Annotated in this window: 18 protein-coding genes; 7 read left to right on the top strand and 11 right to left on the bottom strand. The window is 57.4% G+C overall.

The window, feature by feature from the left end; all coding sequences use genetic code 11:
* Positions 1-41: 41 nt before the first annotated feature.
* Positions 42-1,751, top strand: coding sequence for an NAD-dependent malic enzyme (locus RBB63_RS16815; RefSeq protein WP_309386142.1), 1,710 nt, complete (start codon positions 42-44; stop codon positions 1,749-1,751).
* 45 nt (positions 1,752-1,796) lie between these two features.
* Here RBB63_RS16815 and RBB63_RS16810 read toward each other — a convergent pair whose 3' ends face one another.
* Complete coding sequence (locus RBB63_RS16810; protein ID WP_309386141.1) at positions 1,797-2,387, bottom strand: hypothetical protein; 591 nt, start codon at positions 2,385-2,387, stop codon at positions 1,797-1,799.
* A 55-nt stretch (positions 2,388-2,442) separates the two neighbouring features.
* On the opposite strand from RBB63_RS16810, the gene RBB63_RS16805 reads away from it, so the two are divergent.
* Positions 2,443-4,095, top strand: a complete 1,653-nt coding sequence (locus RBB63_RS16805; RefSeq protein WP_309386139.1) for an ATP-binding cassette domain-containing protein — start codon at positions 2,443-2,445, stop codon at positions 4,093-4,095.
* A gap of 3 nt (positions 4,096-4,098) precedes the next feature.
* Here RBB63_RS16805 and RBB63_RS16800 read toward each other — a convergent pair whose 3' ends face one another.
* The 5 genes from RBB63_RS16800 to RBB63_RS16780 all read right to left on the bottom strand — a co-directional run bounded on the left by RBB63_RS16800 (position 4,099) and on the right by RBB63_RS16780 (position 9,351).
* Positions 4,099-5,100, bottom strand: coding sequence for an alpha/beta fold hydrolase (locus RBB63_RS16800; RefSeq protein ID WP_309386138.1), 1,002 nt, complete (start codon positions 5,098-5,100; stop codon positions 4,099-4,101).
* 57 nt (positions 5,101-5,157) lie between these two features.
* On the bottom strand, positions 5,158-6,375 hold the full coding sequence (gene nspC / locus RBB63_RS16795) for a carboxynorspermidine decarboxylase (RefSeq protein WP_309386137.1): 1,218 nt from the start codon (positions 6,373-6,375) through the stop codon (positions 5,158-5,160).
* 2 nt (positions 6,376-6,377) lie between these two features.
* On the bottom strand, positions 6,378-7,457 hold the full coding sequence (locus RBB63_RS16790; protein ID WP_309386136.1) for a class I SAM-dependent methyltransferase: 1,080 nt from the start codon (positions 7,455-7,457) through the stop codon (positions 6,378-6,380).
* A 22-nt stretch (positions 7,458-7,479) separates the two neighbouring features.
* Complete coding sequence (locus RBB63_RS16785; protein WP_309386135.1) at positions 7,480-7,956, bottom strand: DUF1499 domain-containing protein; 477 nt, start codon at positions 7,954-7,956, stop codon at positions 7,480-7,482.
* 198 nt (positions 7,957-8,154) lie between these two features.
* A complete protein-coding gene (locus RBB63_RS16780) occupies positions 8,155-9,351 on the bottom strand; it encodes a saccharopine dehydrogenase family protein (RefSeq protein ID WP_309386134.1) in 1,197 nt (398 codons plus the stop codon).
* 186 nt (positions 9,352-9,537) lie between these two features.
* Between RBB63_RS16780 and RBB63_RS16775 the strand changes: the two genes are divergently transcribed.
* On the top strand, positions 9,538-10,194 hold the full coding sequence (locus tag RBB63_RS16775; RefSeq protein ID WP_309386133.1) for a GOLPH3/VPS74 family protein: 657 nt from the start codon (positions 9,538-9,540) through the stop codon (positions 10,192-10,194).
* Positions 10,195-10,469: 275 nt separating this feature from the next.
* Here RBB63_RS16775 and RBB63_RS16770 read toward each other — a convergent pair whose 3' ends face one another.
* Genes RBB63_RS16770 through RBB63_RS16760 form a run of 3 tightly spaced genes read right to left on the bottom strand, consistent with a single transcriptional unit; the run spans position 10,470 to position 14,164 of the window.
* Positions 10,470-11,174: an ABC transporter ATP-binding protein gene (locus tag RBB63_RS16770; protein WP_309386132.1), complete on the bottom strand. Its 705-nt coding sequence runs from the start codon at positions 11,172-11,174 to the stop codon at positions 10,470-10,472.
* A gap of 4 nt (positions 11,175-11,178) precedes the next feature.
* Positions 11,179-12,414 carry an ABC transporter permease gene (locus RBB63_RS16765; RefSeq protein WP_309386131.1) on the bottom strand — a complete coding sequence of 412 codons (1,236 nt, stop codon included), beginning with the start codon at positions 12,412-12,414 and terminating at the stop codon, positions 11,179-11,181.
* 55 nt (positions 12,415-12,469) lie between these two features.
* Positions 12,470-14,164, bottom strand: a complete 1,695-nt coding sequence (locus tag RBB63_RS16760; protein WP_309386130.1) for a S8 family peptidase — start codon at positions 14,162-14,164, stop codon at positions 12,470-12,472.
* 105 nt (positions 14,165-14,269) lie between these two features.
* Between RBB63_RS16760 and RBB63_RS16755 the strand changes: the two genes are divergently transcribed.
* The gene (locus RBB63_RS16755) at positions 14,270-14,746 is read left to right on the top strand and encodes a hypothetical protein (protein WP_309386129.1); all 477 of its coding nucleotides are present in this window, start codon (positions 14,270-14,272) and stop codon (positions 14,744-14,746) included.
* An 8-nt stretch (positions 14,747-14,754) separates the two neighbouring features.
* Here the strand turns inward: RBB63_RS16755 and RBB63_RS16750 are convergent, their stop codons facing one another.
* Both RBB63_RS16750 and RBB63_RS16745 read right to left on the bottom strand, forming a co-directional pair.
* Positions 14,755-15,993 carry a DUF1501 domain-containing protein gene (locus tag RBB63_RS16750; protein WP_309386128.1) on the bottom strand — a complete coding sequence of 413 codons (1,239 nt, stop codon included), beginning with the start codon at positions 15,991-15,993 and terminating at the stop codon, positions 14,755-14,757.
* 18 nt (positions 15,994-16,011) lie between these two features.
* On the bottom strand, positions 16,012-17,511 hold the full coding sequence (locus tag RBB63_RS16745) for a DUF1800 domain-containing protein (RefSeq protein ID WP_309386127.1): 1,500 nt from the start codon (positions 17,509-17,511) through the stop codon (positions 16,012-16,014).
* A gap of 141 nt (positions 17,512-17,652) precedes the next feature.
* Here RBB63_RS16745 and RBB63_RS16740 point away from each other — a divergent pair, with 141 nt between their 5' ends.
* The 3 genes from RBB63_RS16740 (at position 17,653) to RBB63_RS16730 (ending at position 20,590) form a co-directional block, all read left to right on the top strand.
* A complete protein-coding gene (locus RBB63_RS16740; protein ID WP_309386126.1) occupies positions 17,653-18,150 on the top strand; it encodes a hypothetical protein in 498 nt (165 codons plus the stop codon).
* A 4-nt stretch (positions 18,151-18,154) separates the two neighbouring features.
* Entirely contained in the window at positions 18,155-19,822 is a 1,668-nt protein-coding gene (gene lnt, locus RBB63_RS16735; RefSeq protein WP_309386125.1) for an apolipoprotein N-acyltransferase, read from the top strand.
* A 165-nt stretch (positions 19,823-19,987) separates the two neighbouring features.
* The gene (locus tag RBB63_RS16730; protein WP_309386124.1) at positions 19,988-20,590 is read left to right on the top strand and encodes a hypothetical protein; all 603 of its coding nucleotides are present in this window, start codon (positions 19,988-19,990) and stop codon (positions 20,588-20,590) included.
* Positions 20,591-20,663 lie beyond the last annotated feature (73 nt).

Below are 20,663 nucleotides of genomic sequence, written 5' to 3'. Positions count from 1 at the left end.
TCCAATCGCCACTCTCTGCACGAGCGTTTATCCGTAGCTGTATGATCGACGCCCTACCGAAAACGAATCCTGCTACCGGCGAGCAATACCTCAGCGTGCCGCTGAGCGGCCTGTCTCTTTTGCACCATCCGTTCCTCAATAAGGGATTGGCCTTCACGGCGGAGGAGCGTTTTCAACTCGGACTCAAGGGGCTGCTGCCTGCTGCGGAGCGTGATATTGATTTACAACTGACCGAGGTGCTCGATGAACTCGAACGCCAACCCTCTGATCTGGATAAAAACATTTTCCTCAACAGCCTGCTGGATCGGAACGAGACGTTGTTTTATCGCATTGTGCAGGATCGAGTCAGTGAGATGGTGCCGCTGATTTACACCCCGGTTGTGGGCGAGGCCATTGCGAACTATAGCCATAATTTCAACCAACCGCGCGGCATCTATTTGAGCTTCCCGGATCGCGACCGTATGGATGAAATCCTCGAGCACCGCGCCTTTAAAAACGTGGATGTGATCTGCGTGACTGATGGCGAGCGGATACTGGGACTGGGAGACGAGGGCGCGGGCGGTATTGGCATCACCGTGGGTAAGTTGGCGCTTTATACAATTTGTGCGGGCGTCAACCCCAGCACCTGCCTGCCAATCGGCCTCGATGTGGGCACCAACAATGAGTCTTTGCTCAATGATCCTGAATACATTGGCTGGCGGCATGAGCGCATACGCGGTAAGGATTACGATGACTTCATTGCGCAGTTTGTTGACACGGTGAAGCGTAAGTTTCCGCATGTTTATTTGCACTGGGAAGACTTTGGCAAAGCGAACGCAACGCGCATTCTTAACACGTACCGCCCGCAGCTTTGCACGTTCAATGACGACATTCAGGGCACCGGCGCCGTTGCGCTGGCGACGTTGTTGGCGGCGCTGAAGACAACCGGGCAATCGATCACGGAGCAGCGTGTGGCCTTCCTCGGCGGTGGCACTGCCGCAGTGGGCATTGCCGATAAAATTCGCCTGATGATGATGCGTGAGGGACTCTCGGAAGAGGAGGCTTACAGTCGCTTTTATCTCGTGGACATCAATGGCGCGTTGCAGGAAGGGCAGGACTTGGCCGACTTCCAGAAGCCCTATGCGAAACCGACCAGCGCTTTTGCGGATTGGGATGTCCAGGATTCCGCGAACATCACTTTGGCTGAAGTGGTGAAGCACGCTGCGCCTACGGTGCTCTTTGGCGTGTCTTCGCAAACCGGCGCCTTCACGGAGGCGATTATCCGCGCAATGGCGGACCGTGTGGAACGACCCATTGTCATGCCTTTGAGCAACCCAACGAGCAAGTGCGAGGCCATCCCCCAGGATGTCATCAACTGGACAGAGGGGCGCGCCGTGGTGGCGACTGGCAGCCCGTTTGGCGATGCGATTTACCAGGGGCGCACGATCCCGGTCACGCAGTGCAACAATGCGTTTATCTTTCCCGGAATTGGGCTCGGCGTCGTGGCGACCAAGCCAACGGCCGTGAGTGACGGCATGATCTTCGCCGCAGTCGAATGCTTGGCCAGCCATGCGCCTTCGTTGGCGGATCCCAGCGCCAAGCTCTTGCCTCCACTGGAAAAGGCCCGCGAAGTGTGTCAGGACATTGCTTTGGCGGTGGGGGCGAAAGCGTATGCCGAAGGTTTGGCTACGGTGGGCTCGATCGATGAGCTGGAATCTCTTGTGCGTGGCAAAATCTGGCAGGCGGATTATTTGCCATACCGCGCGGAGTAAATTGCCTCTGCGAGGGCTGCGTAGGCGACAAAGGCAGCGGGCAATTTATTGCAGTTGGAAGAGCGTGCCCGCCAAACCGCGCGCGGAGGCTTCATCGTCTTCTTCATCCGTGGCGCCGGTCGCGTTGTTTTGCGTAAAGGCGCCGACAAATACCTTGTAGAAAGCCTCCAGCTCTTCCTTGCTGGAAGCGCGAAACTCAATGGTCTTGGCATGCGTGGTCAACGGGTAGTCTTTAACCACTGGCTGCTTGCCGGATTCCAGCGTTGAGCGGCCTTTTTCCGCCATTTTTGCGACTTGGGGCGGGATGTTGGGCTTGTAGTCGTTGGGGCCGCTGGGGGTGGCTTTTTGCAGGTCTTGCAGGCTGCCCATCTGGGTGTGGTAAATGCGTAGCTGGCAGGGGCTGGAGGCGATGTCGACGACGACCTCGGTCACCGCATAAGGGCCAGCCTGGTATTCTTGCAACGAAATCGAATTAATGCGGTCGTGGCGCCCATAAAAAGACTGCAAATTCTCCGGCAGCTCGATCCCGAACAACCGCTTGTTGCGCAGGGCGTTTTCTTTGACTTGGACCGCCTGGAGCGGGGTTAACGCCACGAGAGCGCCAAGGAGGAGAGAAATGGGGATGGTTTTTCGCATTGCCACAACTTATGTCAATCAATCCTGTTAAACCACGCAAATGCTTTTTTGATTCATGCTTCGTTGCAAAAATATGATTGTCCGCGCCGGCGGTCAGGGCCCCATGATCCTCCGGGGCGCCTCGGCGGAATTCCTCGAAGGGGGGCTCAACGCTGTCATCGGCCCTTCCGGTTGTGGCAAAACCACGCTGATGAAGGCCATCCTCGGCATTCTGCCCTCCGAGGGGCAGGCCTACTGTGGCGATCAGGAAATCAAGCGCTCGGAGGATTTGGTCGGGCGCGTGGGCTTTGCGCCGCAGTTCAGCATTGCCCAGCCGAAGCTGACGGTGGAGGAGTCGATCCGATTTACGCTCCAGCTCAATGTGGCCGACGCCGCCAAACGTAAGCAGCGCCTCGAGGATATTTTGGAAACCATCGGTCTTGCGCAGCATCGCGAAAAGCGGGTGGAGTCGCTATCCGGCGGTCAACTGCGTCGCCTGGGGCTTGGCCTCGAAATGACGCTCGATCCGCAGTGCCTCGTCTGCGACGAAGTGACCTCGGGCCTCGACCCGCTCTCCGAAGACCAAATCCTGGCTTTGTTGCGCTGTCTGAGCGAGCGCGACGGCAAGACTTTCCTGTGCATCATTCACAACTTGGCCAAGCTCGAATTGTTTGATCGCATCACCGTGGTCTACGAGGGGGATGTCGTCTTCCAGGGCGACAACGCAGAGCTCTGTGAATATTTTGGCATCCCGGATGCGCTGCACCTCTACGACTTACTGAATCAACACGATCTAAGCTACTGGCAGGAGCGTTGGGCGGCTGCGAAGGCTCAGTTGGAAACGCCAGCGCCCAAACCGGCGCTACATCCGACCGAGAAGCGTCCATCGATGGGCGCGCAGTTGGCTACGTTGTTAAGCCGCCGCATGCTGCTCTTTTTCCGGGACACGGGTTATCTGTGGCTGACGCTCGCGATCACCTTTGGTTTCCCGTGCCTGGTGGTTATTTTCGCGCTCGATGGCTTGCCGCAAATCGAAAGTCTGGCGCTGGAGCGAATCGACACGCTGGAGCAAATGAAAGAGGAGGTCCAGATACGCATTGAGAAAATGGAGACTGCGTCGCTGGTCACTGGGCTGATCATGTTTCAGGTGATCCTGCTCACGCTCATGGGCTCAAACAACGGCGCGCGCGAAATCGCAGCCGAGCGCACCATCTATGAAAAGGAGCGTTTGTCGGGCCTCAGTGTGGGCGCCTATGCGCTGTCGAAGCTGATCTTTGTCGGTGTGCTGGCGGGGCTGCAAGGCGCGTGGATGACGGGCTTTGTGAAGGTGATTTGCCAATTTCCGGGTCCGTGGCTTGCGCAAATCGCGGTCTTGGCGGCGGTCTGTGTTTCGATGACACTGGTCTGCCTGGGCTTTAGCGCGCTGTTTCGCTCGGCGGAAAAAGCGTCGCTGCTGTCGATCTATCTGGTCGGTTTTCAACTGCCGCTTTCCGGCGTGGTCCTGGCCTTGCCGAGTTACTTGATCTGGGTCTGCCGCCCGTTCATCAATGCCTATTGGGGCTGGGGCGGCTACATGAGCTCCATGATCGACAGCCGCATTTTCGATGCCTATCGCGACTCGAATTCCGAGTGGATTACCTCGCCAGCCTTGGCCTTAACGGTGCTTGGTTTGCAAGGAGGCGTCGGGATCGTGATGGTGGCCATCGGTTGCTCCAAGAAACAGTGGTAGCACTCAGTTGTGCTTATCCAAAAATGCCTCATACGGCCCGATAAATTGGTCATACGCCTCAATGTGCGGTAAGTGGCCGATTCCGGGAATTTCCACCAGCTCTGAATCAGGAATGGCTTCGTGAGCGGCGCGACCAAGCGCAGGATAGTTGCCGAGCAGCTTTTTCTGCTCCGGAGAAACTAGGTTCTTGCCGAGCGCGGTTGTGTCGCGTTGGCCAATGATGAGGAGTGTCGGCATTGTCAGCTCGGGGAACTCATACACGACCGGCTGCGTGTAAATCATGTCGTAGGTCAAGGCTTGGTCCCAAGCCATCAGCGAGTAGTCTGGGCTTTCGATGAAGTAAACAAGCTGGTCGACCCAAGGTTGGTAGGCGGGCTTCCATTTGCCGTCATAATAGGAGTCGAGCTGGTAGGTTTTGATTTTATCGGCGGACTTTTTGAGCTCGCTGGCATACCACTGATCGACGCTCAGGTAGGGAACGCCCTTGGCTTTCCAGTCCTCCAGGCCGATGGGATTAAGCAAGGTCAATGACTCTACTTGCTCGGGATACATCAGGGCGTAGCGGGTGGCAAGCATGCCGCCCATTGAGTGACCGAGGAGCTGGAATTTCTCGATGCCCAGCTCTTTCAGCAGCGCATGATTGTTTTCCGCGAGCTGTTGAAACGTGAATTGATAATGCTGCGGCTTGCTGGATTTTCCGAAGCCGATCTGATCCGGCAAAACGACGCGATAACCTGCTTGAGAGAGGTCCTTGGCGGTTTGTTCAAAATAGGAGCCATTGAAATTCTTCCCGTGAAACATCACGACGACACCCTTGGGCTCTCCCTTGGCGGGAATATCCATATAGACCATTTCCAGCGGCTGCTGCTGGCTTTCAAAAGCAAAGGTCTTCACCGGAAAAGGGTAGTCCACTTTTTCCAGTCGAACGTCGGCAAACAGGGCGGTACAGGTGAGCGCCAGCAGCGCGCAGGCGCGGGCCAGAGAGTTGGGGAGAGTGTGCGTCATTGGCCCAACTGAAAGCCCGGACTGGACAGTGTCAAACTCCACCGCCAAAGAAAGCCCTTAACTTAGCCGCTCGGCAAAGTCCCGGTAGCCGAACTTGCGGATCACGCGGAGGCCGTCGGCCTGACTAAAGGTCGCAATCGAGGGGAGGGGAACGCCATTGAAGGTCGACGTCTTGACCATGGTGTAGTGCGACATGTCGAGGAAAACGAGTCGTTGGCCGGCTTCCAACGGAGCCTCAAAACTGTAGTCGCCGATCACGTCGCCCGCCAGGCAACTGGGCCCTCCGAGGCGGTAGGTGTAGGCGTGTTCGTCGGGCTGGCCGGCATCTAAGATGTTGGGCCGGTAAGGCATCTCCAGCACGTCGGGCATGTGGCAGGTCGCGGAAACGTCGAGGATCGCGTTTTGAACGCCGCCAGCTTCCAGCACATCGAGCACAGTGGCGATTAGCACGCCGGTGTGCAGCGCGACCGCTTCGCCTGGCTCCAGGTAAACTTCCAGCCCATAACGTTCGCGAAATGTCTTCACGATGCGGTCCAGGCGCGCCAAGTCGTAATTCGGTCGGGTGATGTGGTGTCCGCCGCCGAAATTGAGCCACTTAAAATTACCCGTCTTGATGAGGTCGCCAAACTTTTCGGCAAACGCATGGGCGACGCCTTCCAGGGCGTCGGAATCCTGTTCGCAGAGCGCATGGAAATGCAGGCCATCGAGCTCGCTTAAATCGGTCAAGCCTGCTTCGGCCATCTGGCGGTCGAGCTCGGCGCGTGTGATGCCCAGGCGGGAGCAAGGCGATGCTGGATTGTAGAGGTCGGTCTCGACATCGGAATGCTCGGGGTTGACGCGCAGGCCGACTTCGACCTTACGGGGCAGGGCGTCGAGTGCGGGCTTGTGCCGCCGCCATTGGCGCACGGAGTTGAATACGAGCGTGTGCGCGAAGCGGCCCAACATTGCGATGTCGTGGTCTTTAAACGCGGCGGAGTAGACATGCACTTCCTTGCCAAAATATTCTTCGGCAAGCAGCGCTTCGTGCAGGCCGCTCGCGGTCGAACCGTCGAGGTATTGGCTGAGCAGCGGGTAGGTCGCATGCATGGAAAAGCCTTTTTGCGCGAGGATGACCTTGGCCCCGGAGCGCTCCCGCACGCCAGCGAGAATCTGGCAATTACCTTCCAGCCGGTCGAGGTTCACCACATAGCATGGCGAGGGCGCGTCAGCGGCGGGAATGTCGCGCAGAGCTTGTAGGCGCTCAGGTGTCAGCGGTGGTGTGGGATCTTGGGCCATGTTTAGTTGCGCGTCACGAGCACGGCAATTGAGTAATAGTGAAACTGATAGCGCACTGGATCATGGGCAAAGAGCTGAACAATGCGCTGGTAAACTTCCTCCAGTCGTTGAGTGCGGTCGGCTTCCGGGAAGAGGTGGGCTAGAGTGGTTTCGGTTACTGCGCGGAAGACCTCCATGTATTCGTGAGCCCATTTGAGGACATCGCCTGACTCCGCATAGCGTTGGTTAAAGTCCACCGGAACCTCCCAACTGGCGCTACGTTCGATGGTGAATGCGCGCCGCAATTCATCGTTGGTGGTGAGCGGCTCCAGCAGTTCATCAAGCTTTCTCCAGACAACTGGAAAAATAAAATCATCGAGGGCTTGTTGGGTGCATTTGCCTTCGGCGATCATGGCGCGAATCACGTCATTGAGCGCATCGAGCCAGCCGTGAGCGACACTGCCGTCTTCATCATTGCGGCCAAAAATCTGGACCAGCATTTTGCCGCCGGAAACGAGCTCTTCTGCGCGACATTTGAAGAAGGAAACCAAGTCGCCCGCCGCCTGAGCATGGACGGCGGCAACCTCGTCCGGGTTGATCTCTGCGCCTTGTTCAGGCTTGGCGTAGGGCGTGGGGAGGAACGCGCCGACTGTGTTGTGCAGTGGGCCAACGGGCTTGTCCTTGCGCCAGCCCAGCATGTTGAATGTCGTCACGACATGCAGTGAATTGGCTGGCGCCAAACGCTCATAGGCCGAGCCGCCAATGACGGCGGGCAGCACGTCGTCGCCCAAAATATTGACTCCGCCGGGAAACAACTTGGCGAAGACGGAGTTAAAATCATTACTGGGCAAATCTGCCAGCGAAGGCTGGATGCTCGCCGCGCCGCGCTCGCGAAGCGAGGGGATCAGTTGCTGGAGCATTTCGACGGAGTTTCCTCCCTGGGAGCAGCCCACGTCCAGCGTGCGGATTTGCTTATCCTGCGGTAACTGTAGATCCTCGAGCGAATTGAGCAGCCAGGGGAGGCAGTCGTTGATCGACGCTAGCTGTGGCGCGGAATGGGCGTTGTAGTAGCCATCGCCCTTCATGTGGTATTGTTTGCTCATGATCGTAATGCGTGGCTGGAGCTTACTTCAGCACATGCATTTCACGCAAGCGCTCACGCAGCGCTTCCAGTTGATCACGGTTGGAGCCCAGATCGCCAATGCTGATGCGTGAAGTGGCGTAAACCTCCAGGCGTTCTGGGTTGCTGCGCGCCTGAAAAACCAAGTCGTTGTTGAAGCCGAGAACGGTCGAAATGGCAACGGCCTGGATCTGTTTGCTGTTCCGGCGAACGTAACGGAAGCTCTTATCGGCGCGCAGCACTTCTTCCAGGGAATCCAGGGCGAACTGAGTGTGGCCACGGCAGATGAAGGGCTCGATGTAGGCTGCACTCTCTGGAACGACTTCGCTGCTGACGCCCATGGCGGAGTCTTCCATCGCTGGCAATTGGCTGACGTCACCCCATTCCAGCATGGGCGCATTGCGGGAGTTCCAGGCCAGGACTACGCCGGAAACAACCACAATGCAGGTGAAGCACGCCACGTAGAGGCACACCTTTTCCATCAAAGTGAGCGGGCGAGCTTTTTCGCCGGGCCGGAAGCGAGCAGATAGAGACGAGTAAATGCTAAACCTTGGCGCCTGAGCACTCTTGATCCGCGGGCGCTTCCCAGACGAGTTCGAACGCGAAGCCCCCCCGGAGCGCTTACTGCTGCGGCGCTTACTTTTTTTTCCTGAACGGGATGATGACACGTAGGGCATATATCACTCCAGAGGCAGATCAATCACCTGCCAAGGGAGGCCACGCAGGTTGAGCTGTTCCATGAAGGGATCCGGGTCGAGTTGTTCCATGTTCCAAACACCGTCTTGGCGCCATTGGCCAGTGACCATCATCATGCCGCCAATCATCGCAGGCACGCCGGTGGTGTAGCTGATGGCTTGGCTGGAAACTTCGGCGTAGCACTCCTCGTGGTCGCAGGTGTTGTAGATGAACACGCGCTTTTTCTGGCCGTCTTTATAGCCGACGATGTCGCAGCCGATGCAGGTCTTGCCCTTGGTGCGGGGACCGAGGCTGGCCGGGTCGGGCAATACCGCCTTGAGGAATTCAATTGGCGCAATCTTTTGGCCGTTGAAATCGATGGGCTCAATCGACGTCATGCCGACGTTTTCCAGCACGCGCAGGTGCGTCAGGTATTTTTGCGAGAAAGTCATCCAGAAGCGAATGCGCTTGAGGCCCTTGATGTTCTGGCAAAGCGACTCCAGCTCCTCGTGGTAGAGTAGGTAAGCGTCCTGTGGGCCAACGACGGGGAAGTCGTAAACCTGATGCACGCTCATGGGCTCGATTTCCTTCCATTCGCCTTCTTCCCAGTAGCGGCCGTTTTGCGTGATCTCGCGGATGTTGATTTCCGGGTTGAAATTGGTCGCAAAATGGTGGCCGTGGTTACCGGCGTTGGCGTCGAGGATGTCGATGGTTTCGATCTCGTCGAAGAGGTGCTTCTGGGCGTAGGCGCAGAAAACGTTCGTCACGCCGGGGTCGAAGCCGCTGCCGAGCAGCGCCATGCGACCGGCGTCCTTAAAGCGGTCCTGGTAAGCCCACTGCCACTTGTATTCAAACTTGGCTTCTTCCGGCGGCTCGTAGTTGGCGGTGTCCAGGTAGTCCACACCGGCGGCGAGGCAGGCGTCCATCAGCGGTAGGTCCTGATAGGGAAGCGCGACGTTGAGCACGAGGTCCGGCTTTTCGGCCTTCAGAAATTCGGTGGTCGACTCGACATTGTCGGCATCGATCGCGGCGACGCGGATCTCGCGTCCTTGCTTGGCCTTGATGTCCGCAGCGATTGCCTCGCACTTGGACACCGTGCGCGAAGCGAGCACGATCTCAGAGAAAACTTCCGGCGCCTGGGCGCACTTGTGGGCCACGACGTTGCCGACGCCTCCCGCTCCTACGATGATGACTTTTGCCATGCCGCCCCAGTGAGTGAATTTTTATCCATTTCACAAGAAAAAGCGTCTCCCACCGCCCGAAGTCTTGTTGCAATTAACGCCCCACAAATTCCTGAGTATCGACCAACTTCCCCACCTCAACACTTCCGTCCCTCAACACCTTTTTTAATCTTCCTGTCGCGGGCAAAGTTCCCCATGCTTGCGCCTATGTCTCTACGATTCGCGGAAGAAATCATGTTGCTCGCGCTGGATGACCAATCCGGCAAACTCCATCCGTTGCCCGAGGGCTCGCTCGGCCTCGCCATTTCCGGGGCCCTCATTATGGAGCTCGCCTTCGCGGGCGTGCTGGATTCCGACGATAAAAACGTGACCGTCATTTCCCGTGAGCCAACCGGCGACGCCTTGCTGGACCAGGTGCTCGCGAAGATTCCGCAGGAAAGCCCGCTTTCGATCCAGCGTGCGCTCAACGCCGTGAACGCTCATGTGGATGATTGGAAAACCGCACTTTTCGAGGAGCTCAAAGAGCGTGGCATTCTCAAGCAGGAAGAGCATCGTTTCCTTTTTGTCCTCAAGGAGCGCCGCTACCCGGTGATCGACGACAGCGAAGAGCAGGAAGTGAAGTCCCGCATCCGCGAAGTCGTGCTCGACCACACCGCCATTCCCGACCCGCGCGACGTGGTCATCATTTGCCTCATGGACGCCTGCGACCTGAGCAGCGTCGTGTTCTCTGATGAAGAGCGCGCCGCGAACAAGCAGCGCATTGAAACCATCGCCAAGATGGACTTCGTCGGCCAAGCCCTCAGCCAAGCCGTCTCGAAGATCCAGCAGGCCCTGCTCGAAGTCATGGCCTATTCCGGCATGTAGGCAGCGTCCCGCTGCACCGGCGGATGCTTTGCATCCGGATTTTCGCATTGCGAAAATGGCTTGCCCAACAGAATGAGGGCGGGCGACGTTTACACGCGAGCCGCCGCGTAGGAGTGGTCGCGTAAAGTAGCATAGGCGTCCCGCCTGTGTTCAGTTAGATGGATTGGGAGCACAGGCGAGACGCCTATGCTACTCTCAATAGCGACTCACCTTCGAGCGCGCCCGCTCAAGCCATTTGCGCAATGCGCAAATAACTGAGTGCAGCGGCACGCTGCCTATCGGTCCAGCGGGACGCTGGCGTTGGTGAAGCGGCCGTTGTGGAGGAAGAGACCGCGGTCAGTGCGCTTGGCGAATTCCGGGTTGTGGGTGACGAGGATCAGGCTCGTCTTCTCTTCGGCGCAAAGCGTGAGGAGGAGGTCCATGATGTGCTCGCCGGTGCGCTCGTCGAGATTGCCCGTGGGCTCGTCAGCGAGGATGAGCGGGGGCTGATTCATCAGGGCGCGGGCAACGGCGACGCGTTGCTTTTCGCCGCCGGAAAGCTTGGTGGGGACTTGCTTGGCGCGCTCGGCGAGGCCCACGCGTTCGAGCAACGACTCGGCGCGCGCGCGGTCTTCGCTGCGAACTTTGCCAATGAGGCGGCGGGCCAGGAGCACGTTCTCAATCGCGCTCAGCTCGGGCATCAAATAGTAGGCTTGGAACACAAAGCCCATGAAGGTTGCGCGCTGACGGGCGCGCCAGTCGGCAGACTTCTTCAGAGCGTCTTCACCGGCCCAAAACAGCTCGCCGCTGTCGGGATTTTCGAGAACGGACAGCAGGTAGAGCAGGGTGGTTTTACCGGCGCCGGACTCCCCGCGAATGGAGAGCGATTCGCCGTAGGCCAGGGAGACGTTGGCTTCGTCGAGCACCTGGATGGGGCGGGTCGGCGTCTGGAACGTTTTGCTGAGGCCGCGGGCTTCGAGGATGGCGGATGATTCACTCATGGTCTTATTCCGCGCGAATGGCGTCCGAGGGTTTCATGCGGGCGGCGCGCCACGCGGGGTAAAGGCCAGCCAGCGCGCCAACGACGAGGCAAAACAGGTAAATCAGCACAAAGTCCATCGCACGGTAGGCAACCGGCAGGTCGGTGATCGGCAGCGGATAATGCTCCTGAAACGCGTCGCCTTGGCCGGTCGCGTAGAGCATGAGCTTGATCAGGAACGTGCGCGATGTGATGAGCACTACGCCGAAAATGGTGCCCACGATGCAGCCCATCATGCTGACGAGCACGCCGTCCAAGCAGAAGATCGCGGCGAGCTGGCGCGAGCGTCCGCCCATGGCGTGGAGCAGGCCGATTTCGCGCGTTTTTTGGAGCGCGGTCACGATCAAAATCGCGCCAATGCAGAACCCGGCAATGATCAGGATGACGAACAGCAGGAAGAGCATGATTGTCTTCTCAAACTGCAAGAGGAACAGCAAATTTTCGTTGGCCTCCATCCAACTGAGGGACTGATAACCCTCGCCGAGATCCTGCTCCAGTTGGCGGGTGAATTCGAAAACGTTGTCCGGATCGTCAATCAGCAGCATGACGCCGTGAATGCCGTCGCCGAGGCCATAAAGCTCCTGCATGGTGCGGCGAGTGACGATGATGGTGTTGTTGTCCACCTCATTGAAGCCCGACTCGAAAATGCCCGACACCTCAAGCTCCATCGGCAGTGGCACTTCGTCGCGTTTAATCTGCTGAAGCATGAGCGGCGAGTAGAGGTTGACCTCGTCGCCAACGCTGACCTTCAACTGGTGTGCGACCCCGATGCTGATGATGACTTTCTGGTCGTTGAAATCATCGATGCTGCCGATGTCCATGTAATCTGCGAGCGGGATCACTTGGTTGTCTTCCCAAGGGTTGAGTCCGGTGATCTTCGGGAACGACGGCCGGTTCTCATACTGCATCATCAGCACGCCAGTGGTGTAAGGCGTGGCGGCGGTGACGCCCGGGTATTCGTTCAGCATATCCAGCAGCTCCTCATAGTCGTAGATGATGCTGCCGCTGAAGACGTGGGCGTGGCCGAAGGTTTCCTCGACCTTGCTGCGAATGCGGTCGCCGAGGCCGTTCATGACGCTGGCGAAGACGATCAAAATCGCCACCCCAAGCGCGACGCCGGTGATGGATATCCACGCAAAAAACGACGCCGCCCTTCCGGTCGGAAACAGTTGTTTAATCGCGAGATACAGATACCAAGGCATTGCGGAAAGCTAGCAGTGAGACAATGAACCTCACGCAATGCAAGCCTGCGATGTCTTATTGAATTCTTGCTTCGATAAACGTTTTTTCGCCGTCTTCGTCGAGGGCGACACCGTAAGCGGTGACGATCACATTGTTGTCCGTATTGATGTCTTCGGCTTCTTCGGTGCTGATGACCGTGCCAATCGCAGCGGGCTGACCGGTGGTGAAAAATTCGACGGGAATCGTCGCCTCATATTCCACGACCTGCCCCGGGGCAATCGGGCCAAACTGAATTGTAGAGCGGTTGTTCTGTGCGCCAATCATCAGCGTGAGAACCGGGCGATTCACCACCGTGGTGCCGCGGTTTTGAATGCCGATGCGGACGGGCAGGCCAGCGTTATTCGCCAGCGCGGCGTCGACGTAGTGATCCGTCACCGCGAGGTCCACAATGCCGCGTTCCTCGGCGCGCATGACGCGTGCGAGGTCCAGCACGCCATCGCCGAGAAATGGGTCGCTGCCGGGCTCCCCGCGATCACTGGCTTGCTTCAGGACGACATCGGCGGCCTCGACGGCGCTGCTTCCGGTCTCGGACATGTAGGCGGCGATGGCCGCGCTGACTACTGGCGTGGCGGCGGATGTGCCGCTGAATAAAATATTGTCGTTGTCGTTGTAGGCGGCGGGCAGACCCACGCCTGGGGCGGCGATGTCGGGCCATTCGCCGCGAAGTCCGGCGTTGGGATACTCGGCCCAATGAAGCCCTGCGTCGACGGAAGTCACGGCGATGACATCCGGGTAAGCCGCCGGGTAGGTGATTTGGTCAAGGCGGTCATTGCCCACGGCGGCGACGATCACGACGCCTTTATCGGTTGCGTAGGCCACCGCGTTGCGAATCGCGGGCGTGTCGCCCCAGCCGCCGAGACTCAAATTGATGATGTTCGCGCCGTGATCAACTGCGTCGACGATGCCTTTGGCGATCGTAAAGGTGTTGCCGCTGTCTTCTCCCATGGCCTGGTAGGCCAGGATTTCCGCAGCCGGGGCCAGGCCGCGCGGTTGGCCCAGATCGCCATTGCCAACGATGAGCGAGGTGACGGCGTTGCCATGCCCGTTGGCGACGAGTTCCTCGATCAGCGCATAGCGGTTGATCCGGGCTCCGCGCAGGGCCGGATGGTTCGTGACCCCTGAATCGATCACCGCGATGCGGACGCCCTTACCCCAGTCGGAAATGTCGTCTGGCGCGCCGAGGAGGGCGATCCAGTCATCGCCAAAGGCTTGAAGATGAGCGCCGTCGCTCGGAGCGTTGATCGGCTCCGGCAGGGCGACGCGGAGGTTATCGGAGGTGTCGATAATGCGGACGCCCAGCAGGTCGCGTAGCCGGTCAAGGCCGCCAGGCGGTAATTCTACGCGCAGCATGCCCAGGGAGCCAATGCTGTCGGTCATGGGCACCCCGGCTTTGGTGAGGATCCGTATGGCCTCATTGAGGGCCGCCTTGTCTTCAAATTGGAGAATGACCTCGTTGGGGATAACGTCGCCGGTTTTGCCAGAGCGCTGGTTGCGCGGCAGATTGGCGGGCATAATCGGCTGGCGGGCAAGGCTATCGTCTGCGGATTTCGTGGGCGACAGGCGAGAGGTCTGTGGGGGAGGAGTTTCCGCCTGGCTCACGTCTGGCGTACCACGAACTGGGCTTGCTTGCTGCCGCCCATACCAGAATGCCCCCCCAATGGTGACGAGCACCAGGGCGGTCAAGGTGAAGATAGTGGCGTTGCGACTCATGACGCTTAGAGATATTCAACAGGAAGTTGATTCCAACTACAACAGCAGGTTTTGGTAAAAGTTGCGATATTTGACAATGCCCATTAGATATCGTAATGTATTTACATGGACCCCGCAAATTTGATCGTTAGCTACTTGTTCTTCAGTATTTTGGGTGGTTTGCTCGCAACGGCTGCTTTTTCCGGGCTGCTTTATTTCTTTGAGCGGACCAACATTACCCAAGGCAACATGATCGTCGCACTTGGGAGCTTGCTCACTCATTCCCGTGAGCGGGCGGCGCAGGTCGGGCTGATTATCCACTTGGTGTCCGGAATCTTTTTTGGGCTGATATATACTTGGGCGTTGATGGCGATTGGCGCCCAAAGCTTTGGCGCGGTGTTTTTGTTAGGGGGAATGTTCGGAGTGCTGCATGGCGCTGTGGTCGCTGTTGGTTTGGTCGCCTCGATTTCGGACTTTCATCCATTGCCAGAGTATCGCAAGGCTACCTGGGTGGTGGGCTTCACTCATGGTTTGGCGCACGTGGTTTACGGCTTGGTGATGGGCTTCAATATCGCCTGCTCCGGCTTGGCCAAAGCGGGTTAAGCTACCCCCTAGATGATGGGCAGGGTGTCGAATTGACCGCTGATGACCTTGCTTGGATCGGCCTGAAACCAATCCTGAATGACCGTGGCGTAAACTTGGCGGAAATCGAACTCGTGGCGCAGGTCTTTGTTTTCCAGGTTCATTAAGTCGGGTGGATTGCCCAGGAGCGGCGTTTGCAGGTTCTTGCCCAGCATGAAGAGGGGAGCGGCGGCGCCGTGGTCGGTGCCATTGCTGCCATTCTGGTTCGGGCGTCGTCCAAACTCAGAAAAGACCATGGTCAAGACCTGGTCGTCCAGGTGATGCTTTTGCAAGTCTTGTTGAAATGCGCTGAGTGCGTTGGATAACTCGCTCAGGCGTTGGGCGTGTCCGCCAGCTTGGTTGGCGTGGGTGTCGTAGCCGCCCTGGGAGACGAAATACACCCGGGTTTCGAGACCGTTGGCAATCATCGCCGCCACGCGTTGCAGAGATTGCCCCAGGTTGCCCTGGTAGTTGGCCTGAGGCTTATAGCGGTCGACGATTTCCTGCACGCGGCGTTCGGTGACAATCGCGTCCATCATCATGTGCTGCAGGTAGTTGCCTGAGTCAGATGCTGCCGGCGCTTGGGTGAGCTTTTCGAGAAGCTCGATCTCAGAATCCTTCTTTTGGCGGATGCGACCTCGCGCTGGCATGCCAAATACCGAGTGCGCTTGCTCAGACATAAACAGGCCAGGCGTTTCATTGCTGATATGCAGGCCTAGCGGGTCGGCGCTGGTGTGTCCGGCGCCATCGCAGTAATTATCAAAGTAACTGCCGATCCAGCCATCGCGGCCAATGATGTCGCTGTCGGTGGCGGTTTCCCAAATTTCGGTGGAGCGAAAATGGCTGCGATTGGGGTTGGGATAGCCGACGTTCTGGATGATGCTCAGATTGCCGTCTTTAAACAGGCGCTCAAGGCCGCCACAACTGGGATGCAGCGCGATGTAGTCATCAATTGGCCGGTAGCCTTCCTTGATGCCCAAGTCTGGCCGCAGGCGATAATATTCATCGTCTTGAAAGGGAATGCAGGTATTGAGCCCGTCGTTGCCGCCTGCCAACTGGATGAGCACGAGGATCTGCCGATCTTTCTCCGGCGCCGCGACGTTTGCGCGGGCGGTGGTCGCGAGAAAACTGGGCGCAAAGCCGCTGAAGGCAACCATGCCCAGCCCCCCCATCGAGCTGCGGAGGAATTCGCGACGGGTGACGGCAATAGGCGTGTTGCGGTTATACATAGCGGTGCGGATTTGAAATTAAGAGACCTGATAGGCTGGAGATTGGAGCAGCGCGAGCAGTGCCTGGCGCACGTGGTCTGGCCGTTGGCGGGGTGGGACTTTGACGTGTTGGATCAACTGGTCCTTGAAATCTTCAGACGGCTCACGCGGCAGAAAATACCGGCAGAGGTGATTGATGAGGTCCGGCGAGTCCTTGTTTAGCAGTGGCTCGAGGCGTTCTTCATTCACAAAAAATGGGCCTTTGCCTTCTTCGACCGCTTCCTCAATGCGCATTTGTTCGTCGGCGTTCAGACGCTCGAAGTTCGGCGGATAAAGCAGGTTGCGGACGAGCTGTTGGCGGGCGGAGAGGGTGGACGAAGTAATCCAGTGTTTTCCGCCGAGCCAGCCCCGGACATTGGGCGGATTCTGGAACGATTGCCCCATGCTGCGCAGTTGGTTTTCCAGCCGCCCCGGGACGGGCAAAATGTCCAGATTCATGTCCTGACACAGCCCGATGTAATAATGGATTGGGGACTTGATGAGCTCGCCCCGGAACTGTGGGTCGAAGAACAGCTCGCTGGTGAACATGGTTTGCAGGAGCCAGCGTTGGTCGAAACCGCGCTTGGCCCATTCGTCGCCCAGCGGTTGCAGAAATTCGTCCGGGATGGCCGTTTCGCTGATGTAGAACAGGCCAAGTTCACGCGGCAGGAATAGCTTGGCGCCGGGCTGTTCGAAGATCATTTCAATGACTTCATCGCCGTTCCAGCGCCCAACTTGGCCGAATATGTTTTTGACGCCGTTGTCGTAGGCATGCGGGTTGAACTTAAACTCCGCAAAGTAATATTCAGAGCCGCCCTGATTGTAGCCAGTGAAGGCGCGCGCGGCGTTTTTGACATCCTGCTCGGTGTAGTTGCCCTCGCCAAGGGTGAAGAGCTCCATGAGTTCCCGCGCGAAATTTTCGTTGGGCGACTCTTTGGTGCTGCGGTTGAGGTCGAGGTATTGGATCATCGCCGGTGAGCGGCTGATCGTTTTGGCCAAGTCCCGGTAACTGTCCAAACCTTCGCGGCGCAAGAGATTCTGGTGGTCGTAAAGAACGCCCGCGCGTTTGACCTTCTCGTAGGAAACAACGAATACGCTTTCGAGGAAAAGCACGTATTTTTCCTGAGGAGCGTTCTCCGGTTGGCGGGCAAAATCAATCCAGGCCAGACCAAATTCGCTAAAGGCTTCCCGCTCGGCTTTGCGGATTTTATCCTGAATTTCCCTGCGCGTCTGGTCGTCCTGATTCCGCATGCCGCGACGCAGGTAGATAATCTCCTGCTCGGCGTCCCAGGTTTTGGTCGGTACCGGAAATTCTCTGCCCTTGAACGCGTCGCGAACCGTTGCTTCCAAGCCTTGATTGACGGCGCGTTGGACATCCGCAGGGCGGGCGGAGAAGCCAATGCGTCTCAGAAGGTGGGCGGCGGTCTCCGTGTTCCACCGCTCCGGTGGCAGGGGTTGCCAGGCTTGGAGGGGGCTACGGTTGCCAAATACGAGACTCATGAGATGTTATAAAACCCGGGGCAGGGCGAGAAGTTACAAAGTTTTCATGTAAACGCTGATGTTAGTAAGAGCGCTTGGGTTACAGTTTATTTTTCAGAAAATTCAATTGCAATACGGAAGCGACGGGCGGATTAGTTCGGCATGGTAAATAAAATCTACTCGCTGCTCCTTCTTTTGGGCGCTGCTTTCTATTGGACAGGTTGCAGCAATGTTGATGTGCAGGCTGATCCGGCTGATGTGCAGAAGATCGCTTCCGCCACTACGATTTACCTGTCACCGGAAATACCGGTGACAGATGGTTCACGCGCCCCCAGGGAAGGATTCGACAAAAAAGTTCTGGAATCCATCCAAAAGGAATTGTCAGGCAAGGGCTACACGCTCGTTAGCGATGCCTCGGATGCTGAAATCACCATGTCGGGGTCATATGAGATGGGAGTCGTGATTCGGAATAGCACTTCTGCGGAGATGAATTCCGGCTACAATACCAATACTCCGAAACGTCGGGTGGATTACTTGACGCTGACCGCTGATAAGTCTGGAACTACGCTGTGGACGGCAAATGCGCCGGTGATACTCGAAACGATTCCCAGCGATGTTGCCATGCTGATGCAAAGTTTCCCTGAGAGCAAAGGCCATTAAGCAGATGCTGCGTCGCCGCTGGTTACTTGGCTTATTCGCAGGCATTGTCTCGGGGCTGCTGCATTTTGCTGCATTCCCCCCCTTGGGAGTGGCGGAAGCGGCCTATGTATTCGCAGTGCCCCTGCTGTTGTGGCTTTTGGGCAATCCCTCGAGACGGAGCACGCTCCTGTGCGTTTTTCCGGGTTTCTGGCTTAGCTGGTTTTTGCTGATCGCTTGGTTGCGCTATGTCCACCCCCCGATGGGGATGGTGGGGCTCGTCATGCTGTCGTTCCTCCTGGGGCTGTTTCCGACTGGATGGGCTCTGATGGCCCGGTGGCTGCTGCCAACAGCCATGAAGCGAGGTTTCGCGCCGCGATTGCTGGCGTTAACTGGGCTCTCAGGGCTCTGGGTGATCCTGGAATGGCTGAAGACGTGGGTGTTGACCGGTTTCCCCTGGGCGCCCTTGGCATTGAGCCAATGGCAGCGTCCGCCGATGCTGCAAACGGCTGAATACGGCGGGCAATACGCCATATCGTTCATCCTGATCTTCTTTAACCTGACGCTGGCAGTGTATGTTTATCGTCTCTTTTGGCTTCCGTTGGCCGAGGCGAGTGATTCGGACGATGGCGATGGTCAGGAAAGCAGCGAGCCTGCTTCGCGTCTTAAGCTTCGCTGGCGCTTTTGTCCGGAATTTTACGTGGCGCTGGCTTTGGTTTTCCTCTCGGTGTGGCTTTATGTGCGGACGGTAGCGCAGGCGCAGGAACGCAAGCCGATGTTTAACTTTGCGGTTGTTCAGCCCTGGATTGCGGCAGATCTTAAGTGGACGCAGGAGATGGTGAATGAAAACCTCAGCGTACTGAGGCGGCTAACCGAGCAAGCGAGTATCCTGACGCCAAAGCCGGACGTCATTCTTTGGCCTGAGGCTGCGCCACCTTTTCCGATCCTGGATGACAAAGGTGATCGCAGCATGGAGCTTTGGATTCAGGAGGGAGTCGATAAAGTGGGCATCCCTTTGCTGACTGGGGCTTTAGCAGAGTTTCCCAATGGTGAATGGGCGAATGCGCTCTTCTTGCTTGAGCCGGAAAAAGGGCTCTACAACGGGTACTACGCCAAGCGCCGTCTGGTGCCATTCGGCGAGTACATTCCCATGCGCGATGCGTTGTTTTTTGTCAGCACGGTGGTGCCGCTGGATATCGATTTGCAGCCTGGGGACCACTCCCGTCCACTGCCATTAACGGTGAATGGCGAGACTTGGGAGGTTGGCGCCTTGATTTGCTATGAGGACATTTTTGCTCGCTTGGGCAGAGAGGTTGTTCGGGAAGGAGCTGATGTCATCGCAGTGGTGACCAATGATGGCTGGTATGGTCAGGAGGCTGGCGCCTACCAGCATGCGGCTCACTCGGTCCTGCGGGCCGTGGAAACGCGTCGCCCGGTCATGCGTTGTGGCAATCACGGATGGAGTGGATGGATTGATGAATATGGCAATGTTCGCGGTGTGCTGACTGGTCCGGATGGGCTAGTCTATGCGCGGCAGACGGAATCCTTCGCACTCAGCTATGACCCAGTCTGGCGCGACCGACTGACGTTCTATGCCCGCTATGGCGATTGGGTGCTCTGGCTAGGAGGCGTGCTTTTGATTGGAGCGGTTTGGCAGCGGAAGCGCCAACAGCTTAAATTTGAAAACACACCTTAAGGGGGGACAGGTTAGGTTCCGGAAGTCGTCGAAAATGTGCTTTTTTGCTGACCTTTTGAGGATCGGTATTATGCTCGTAAGTCGCTTCTAATACTAACGATTTTTGCTGCTGTGAAAAATTCACTTCCCTTGGGGACGTCTTTAAGGCGTCTTGCTATTTGCGTCATGCTCATCGGTCATTTTCTGGTTGCCGGTTGCGCCAAGAAATCGCCTAAAGAGGACGTTGCGCCGCTACCCAAAGCTGCTTCCAACTTCATCGCAAATAACGAGCAAGCAGATGTCGAAATGCCGCACACGGTCGATGTCGCCACTGAGTTTCCAGCCGCTCTGGAGAGCGTGCAAATTGGCTCCAGGAAGCCCGAATTACGAGGCGTAGAGGCGGGGCATAACGTGGTCAGGGTGGAAAAAGCGCCCGCCATTTCCAAGCCCGGGCAAGCGACTACACCGAAAGATCTGGAGCGTGATTGGGATGGCACTGTTTTGATTCCTGCCGGCACTCAGATGTCTCATGCTCACACGGATAACGTTGAGTTTGGGCGGATCGAGGCGCACCCGCTTGCTGATGGTTCTTTGCGTGTTTGGGTGCGCGTCAAAAATATAGTGGACCGCGATCTGGAAATACGAATCGCCTGTAATTTTCAGTCAGTCACTCAGGAGCAAATGAAGACAGCCTTTGTCTCGACTGAGATTCCAGTTGGAGACGCGATCGACGTTTATTTCATGTCCCCAATGCCCAACGTGATCAGCTACACGATCCTTGCGCGCTAGTGTGGTGTCAGCGAAGTTCGCTGCATAAATACTGAACCTTACCGAGGATCAGATCTGCGTCCGCTGTCCACTT

The sequence above is a fragment of the Cerasicoccus frondis genome (genome assembly GCA_031296915.1).
GTDB classification, from domain to species: domain Bacteria; phylum Verrucomicrobiota; class Verrucomicrobiia; order Opitutales; family Cerasicoccaceae; genus Cerasicoccus; species Cerasicoccus frondis.
The sequence above is the reverse complement of the archived record's forward strand: the minus strand, read 5'-3'. Positions and strand labels throughout refer to the sequence as shown.

Coding starts and splice junctions, on each gene's coding strand:
- RBB63_RS16790 (WP_309386136.1), bottom strand. CDS start 7,457: ATGAGCAAACAATACCACATGAAGGGCGATGGCTACTACAACGCCCAT.
- RBB63_RS16765 (WP_309386131.1), bottom strand. CDS start 12,414: ATGCCTTGGTATCTGTATCTCGCGATTAAACAACTGTTTCCGACCGGA.
- RBB63_RS16805 (WP_309386139.1), top strand. CDS start 2,443: ATGCTTCGTTGCAAAAATATGATTGTCCGCGCCGGCGGTCAGGGCCCC.
- RBB63_RS16760 (WP_309386130.1), bottom strand. CDS start 14,164: ATGAGTCGCAACGCCACTATCTTCACCTTGACCGCCCTGGTGCTCGTC.
- RBB63_RS16745 (WP_309386127.1), bottom strand. CDS start 17,511: ATGAGTCTCGTATTTGGCAACCGTAGCCCCCTCCAAGCCTGGCAACCC.
- RBB63_RS16740 (WP_309386126.1), top strand. CDS start 17,653: ATGGTAAATAAAATCTACTCGCTGCTCCTTCTTTTGGGCGCTGCTTTC.
- RBB63_RS16755 (WP_309386129.1), top strand. CDS start 14,270: ATGGACCCCGCAAATTTGATCGTTAGCTACTTGTTCTTCAGTATTTTG.
- nspC (WP_309386137.1), bottom strand. CDS start 6,375: ATGGCCCAAGATCCCACACCACCGCTGACACCTGAGCGCCTACAAGCT.
- RBB63_RS16770 (WP_309386132.1), bottom strand. CDS start 11,174: ATGAGTGAATCATCCGCCATCCTCGAAGCCCGCGGCCTCAGCAAAACG.
- RBB63_RS16800 (WP_309386138.1), bottom strand. CDS start 5,100: ATGACGCACACTCTCCCCAACTCTCTGGCCCGCGCCTGCGCGCTGCTG.
- RBB63_RS16815 (WP_309386142.1), top strand. CDS start 42: ATGATCGACGCCCTACCGAAAACGAATCCTGCTACCGGCGAGCAATAC.
- RBB63_RS16750 (WP_309386128.1), bottom strand. CDS start 15,993: ATGTATAACCGCAACACGCCTATTGCCGTCACCCGTCGCGAATTCCTC.
- lnt (WP_309386125.1), top strand. CDS start 18,155: ATGCTGCGTCGCCGCTGGTTACTTGGCTTATTCGCAGGCATTGTCTCG.
- RBB63_RS16785 (WP_309386135.1), bottom strand. CDS start 7,956: ATGGAAAAGGTGTGCCTCTACGTGGCGTGCTTCACCTGCATTGTGGTT.
- RBB63_RS16810 (WP_309386141.1), bottom strand. CDS start 2,387: ATGCGAAAAACCATCCCCATTTCTCTCCTCCTTGGCGCTCTCGTGGCG.
- RBB63_RS16780 (WP_309386134.1), bottom strand. CDS start 9,351: ATGGCAAAAGTCATCATCGTAGGAGCGGGAGGCGTCGGCAACGTCGTG.
- RBB63_RS16775 (WP_309386133.1), top strand. CDS start 9,538: ATGTCTCTACGATTCGCGGAAGAAATCATGTTGCTCGCGCTGGATGAC.
- RBB63_RS16730 (WP_309386124.1), top strand. CDS start 19,988: ATGCTCATCGGTCATTTTCTGGTTGCCGGTTGCGCCAAGAAATCGCCT.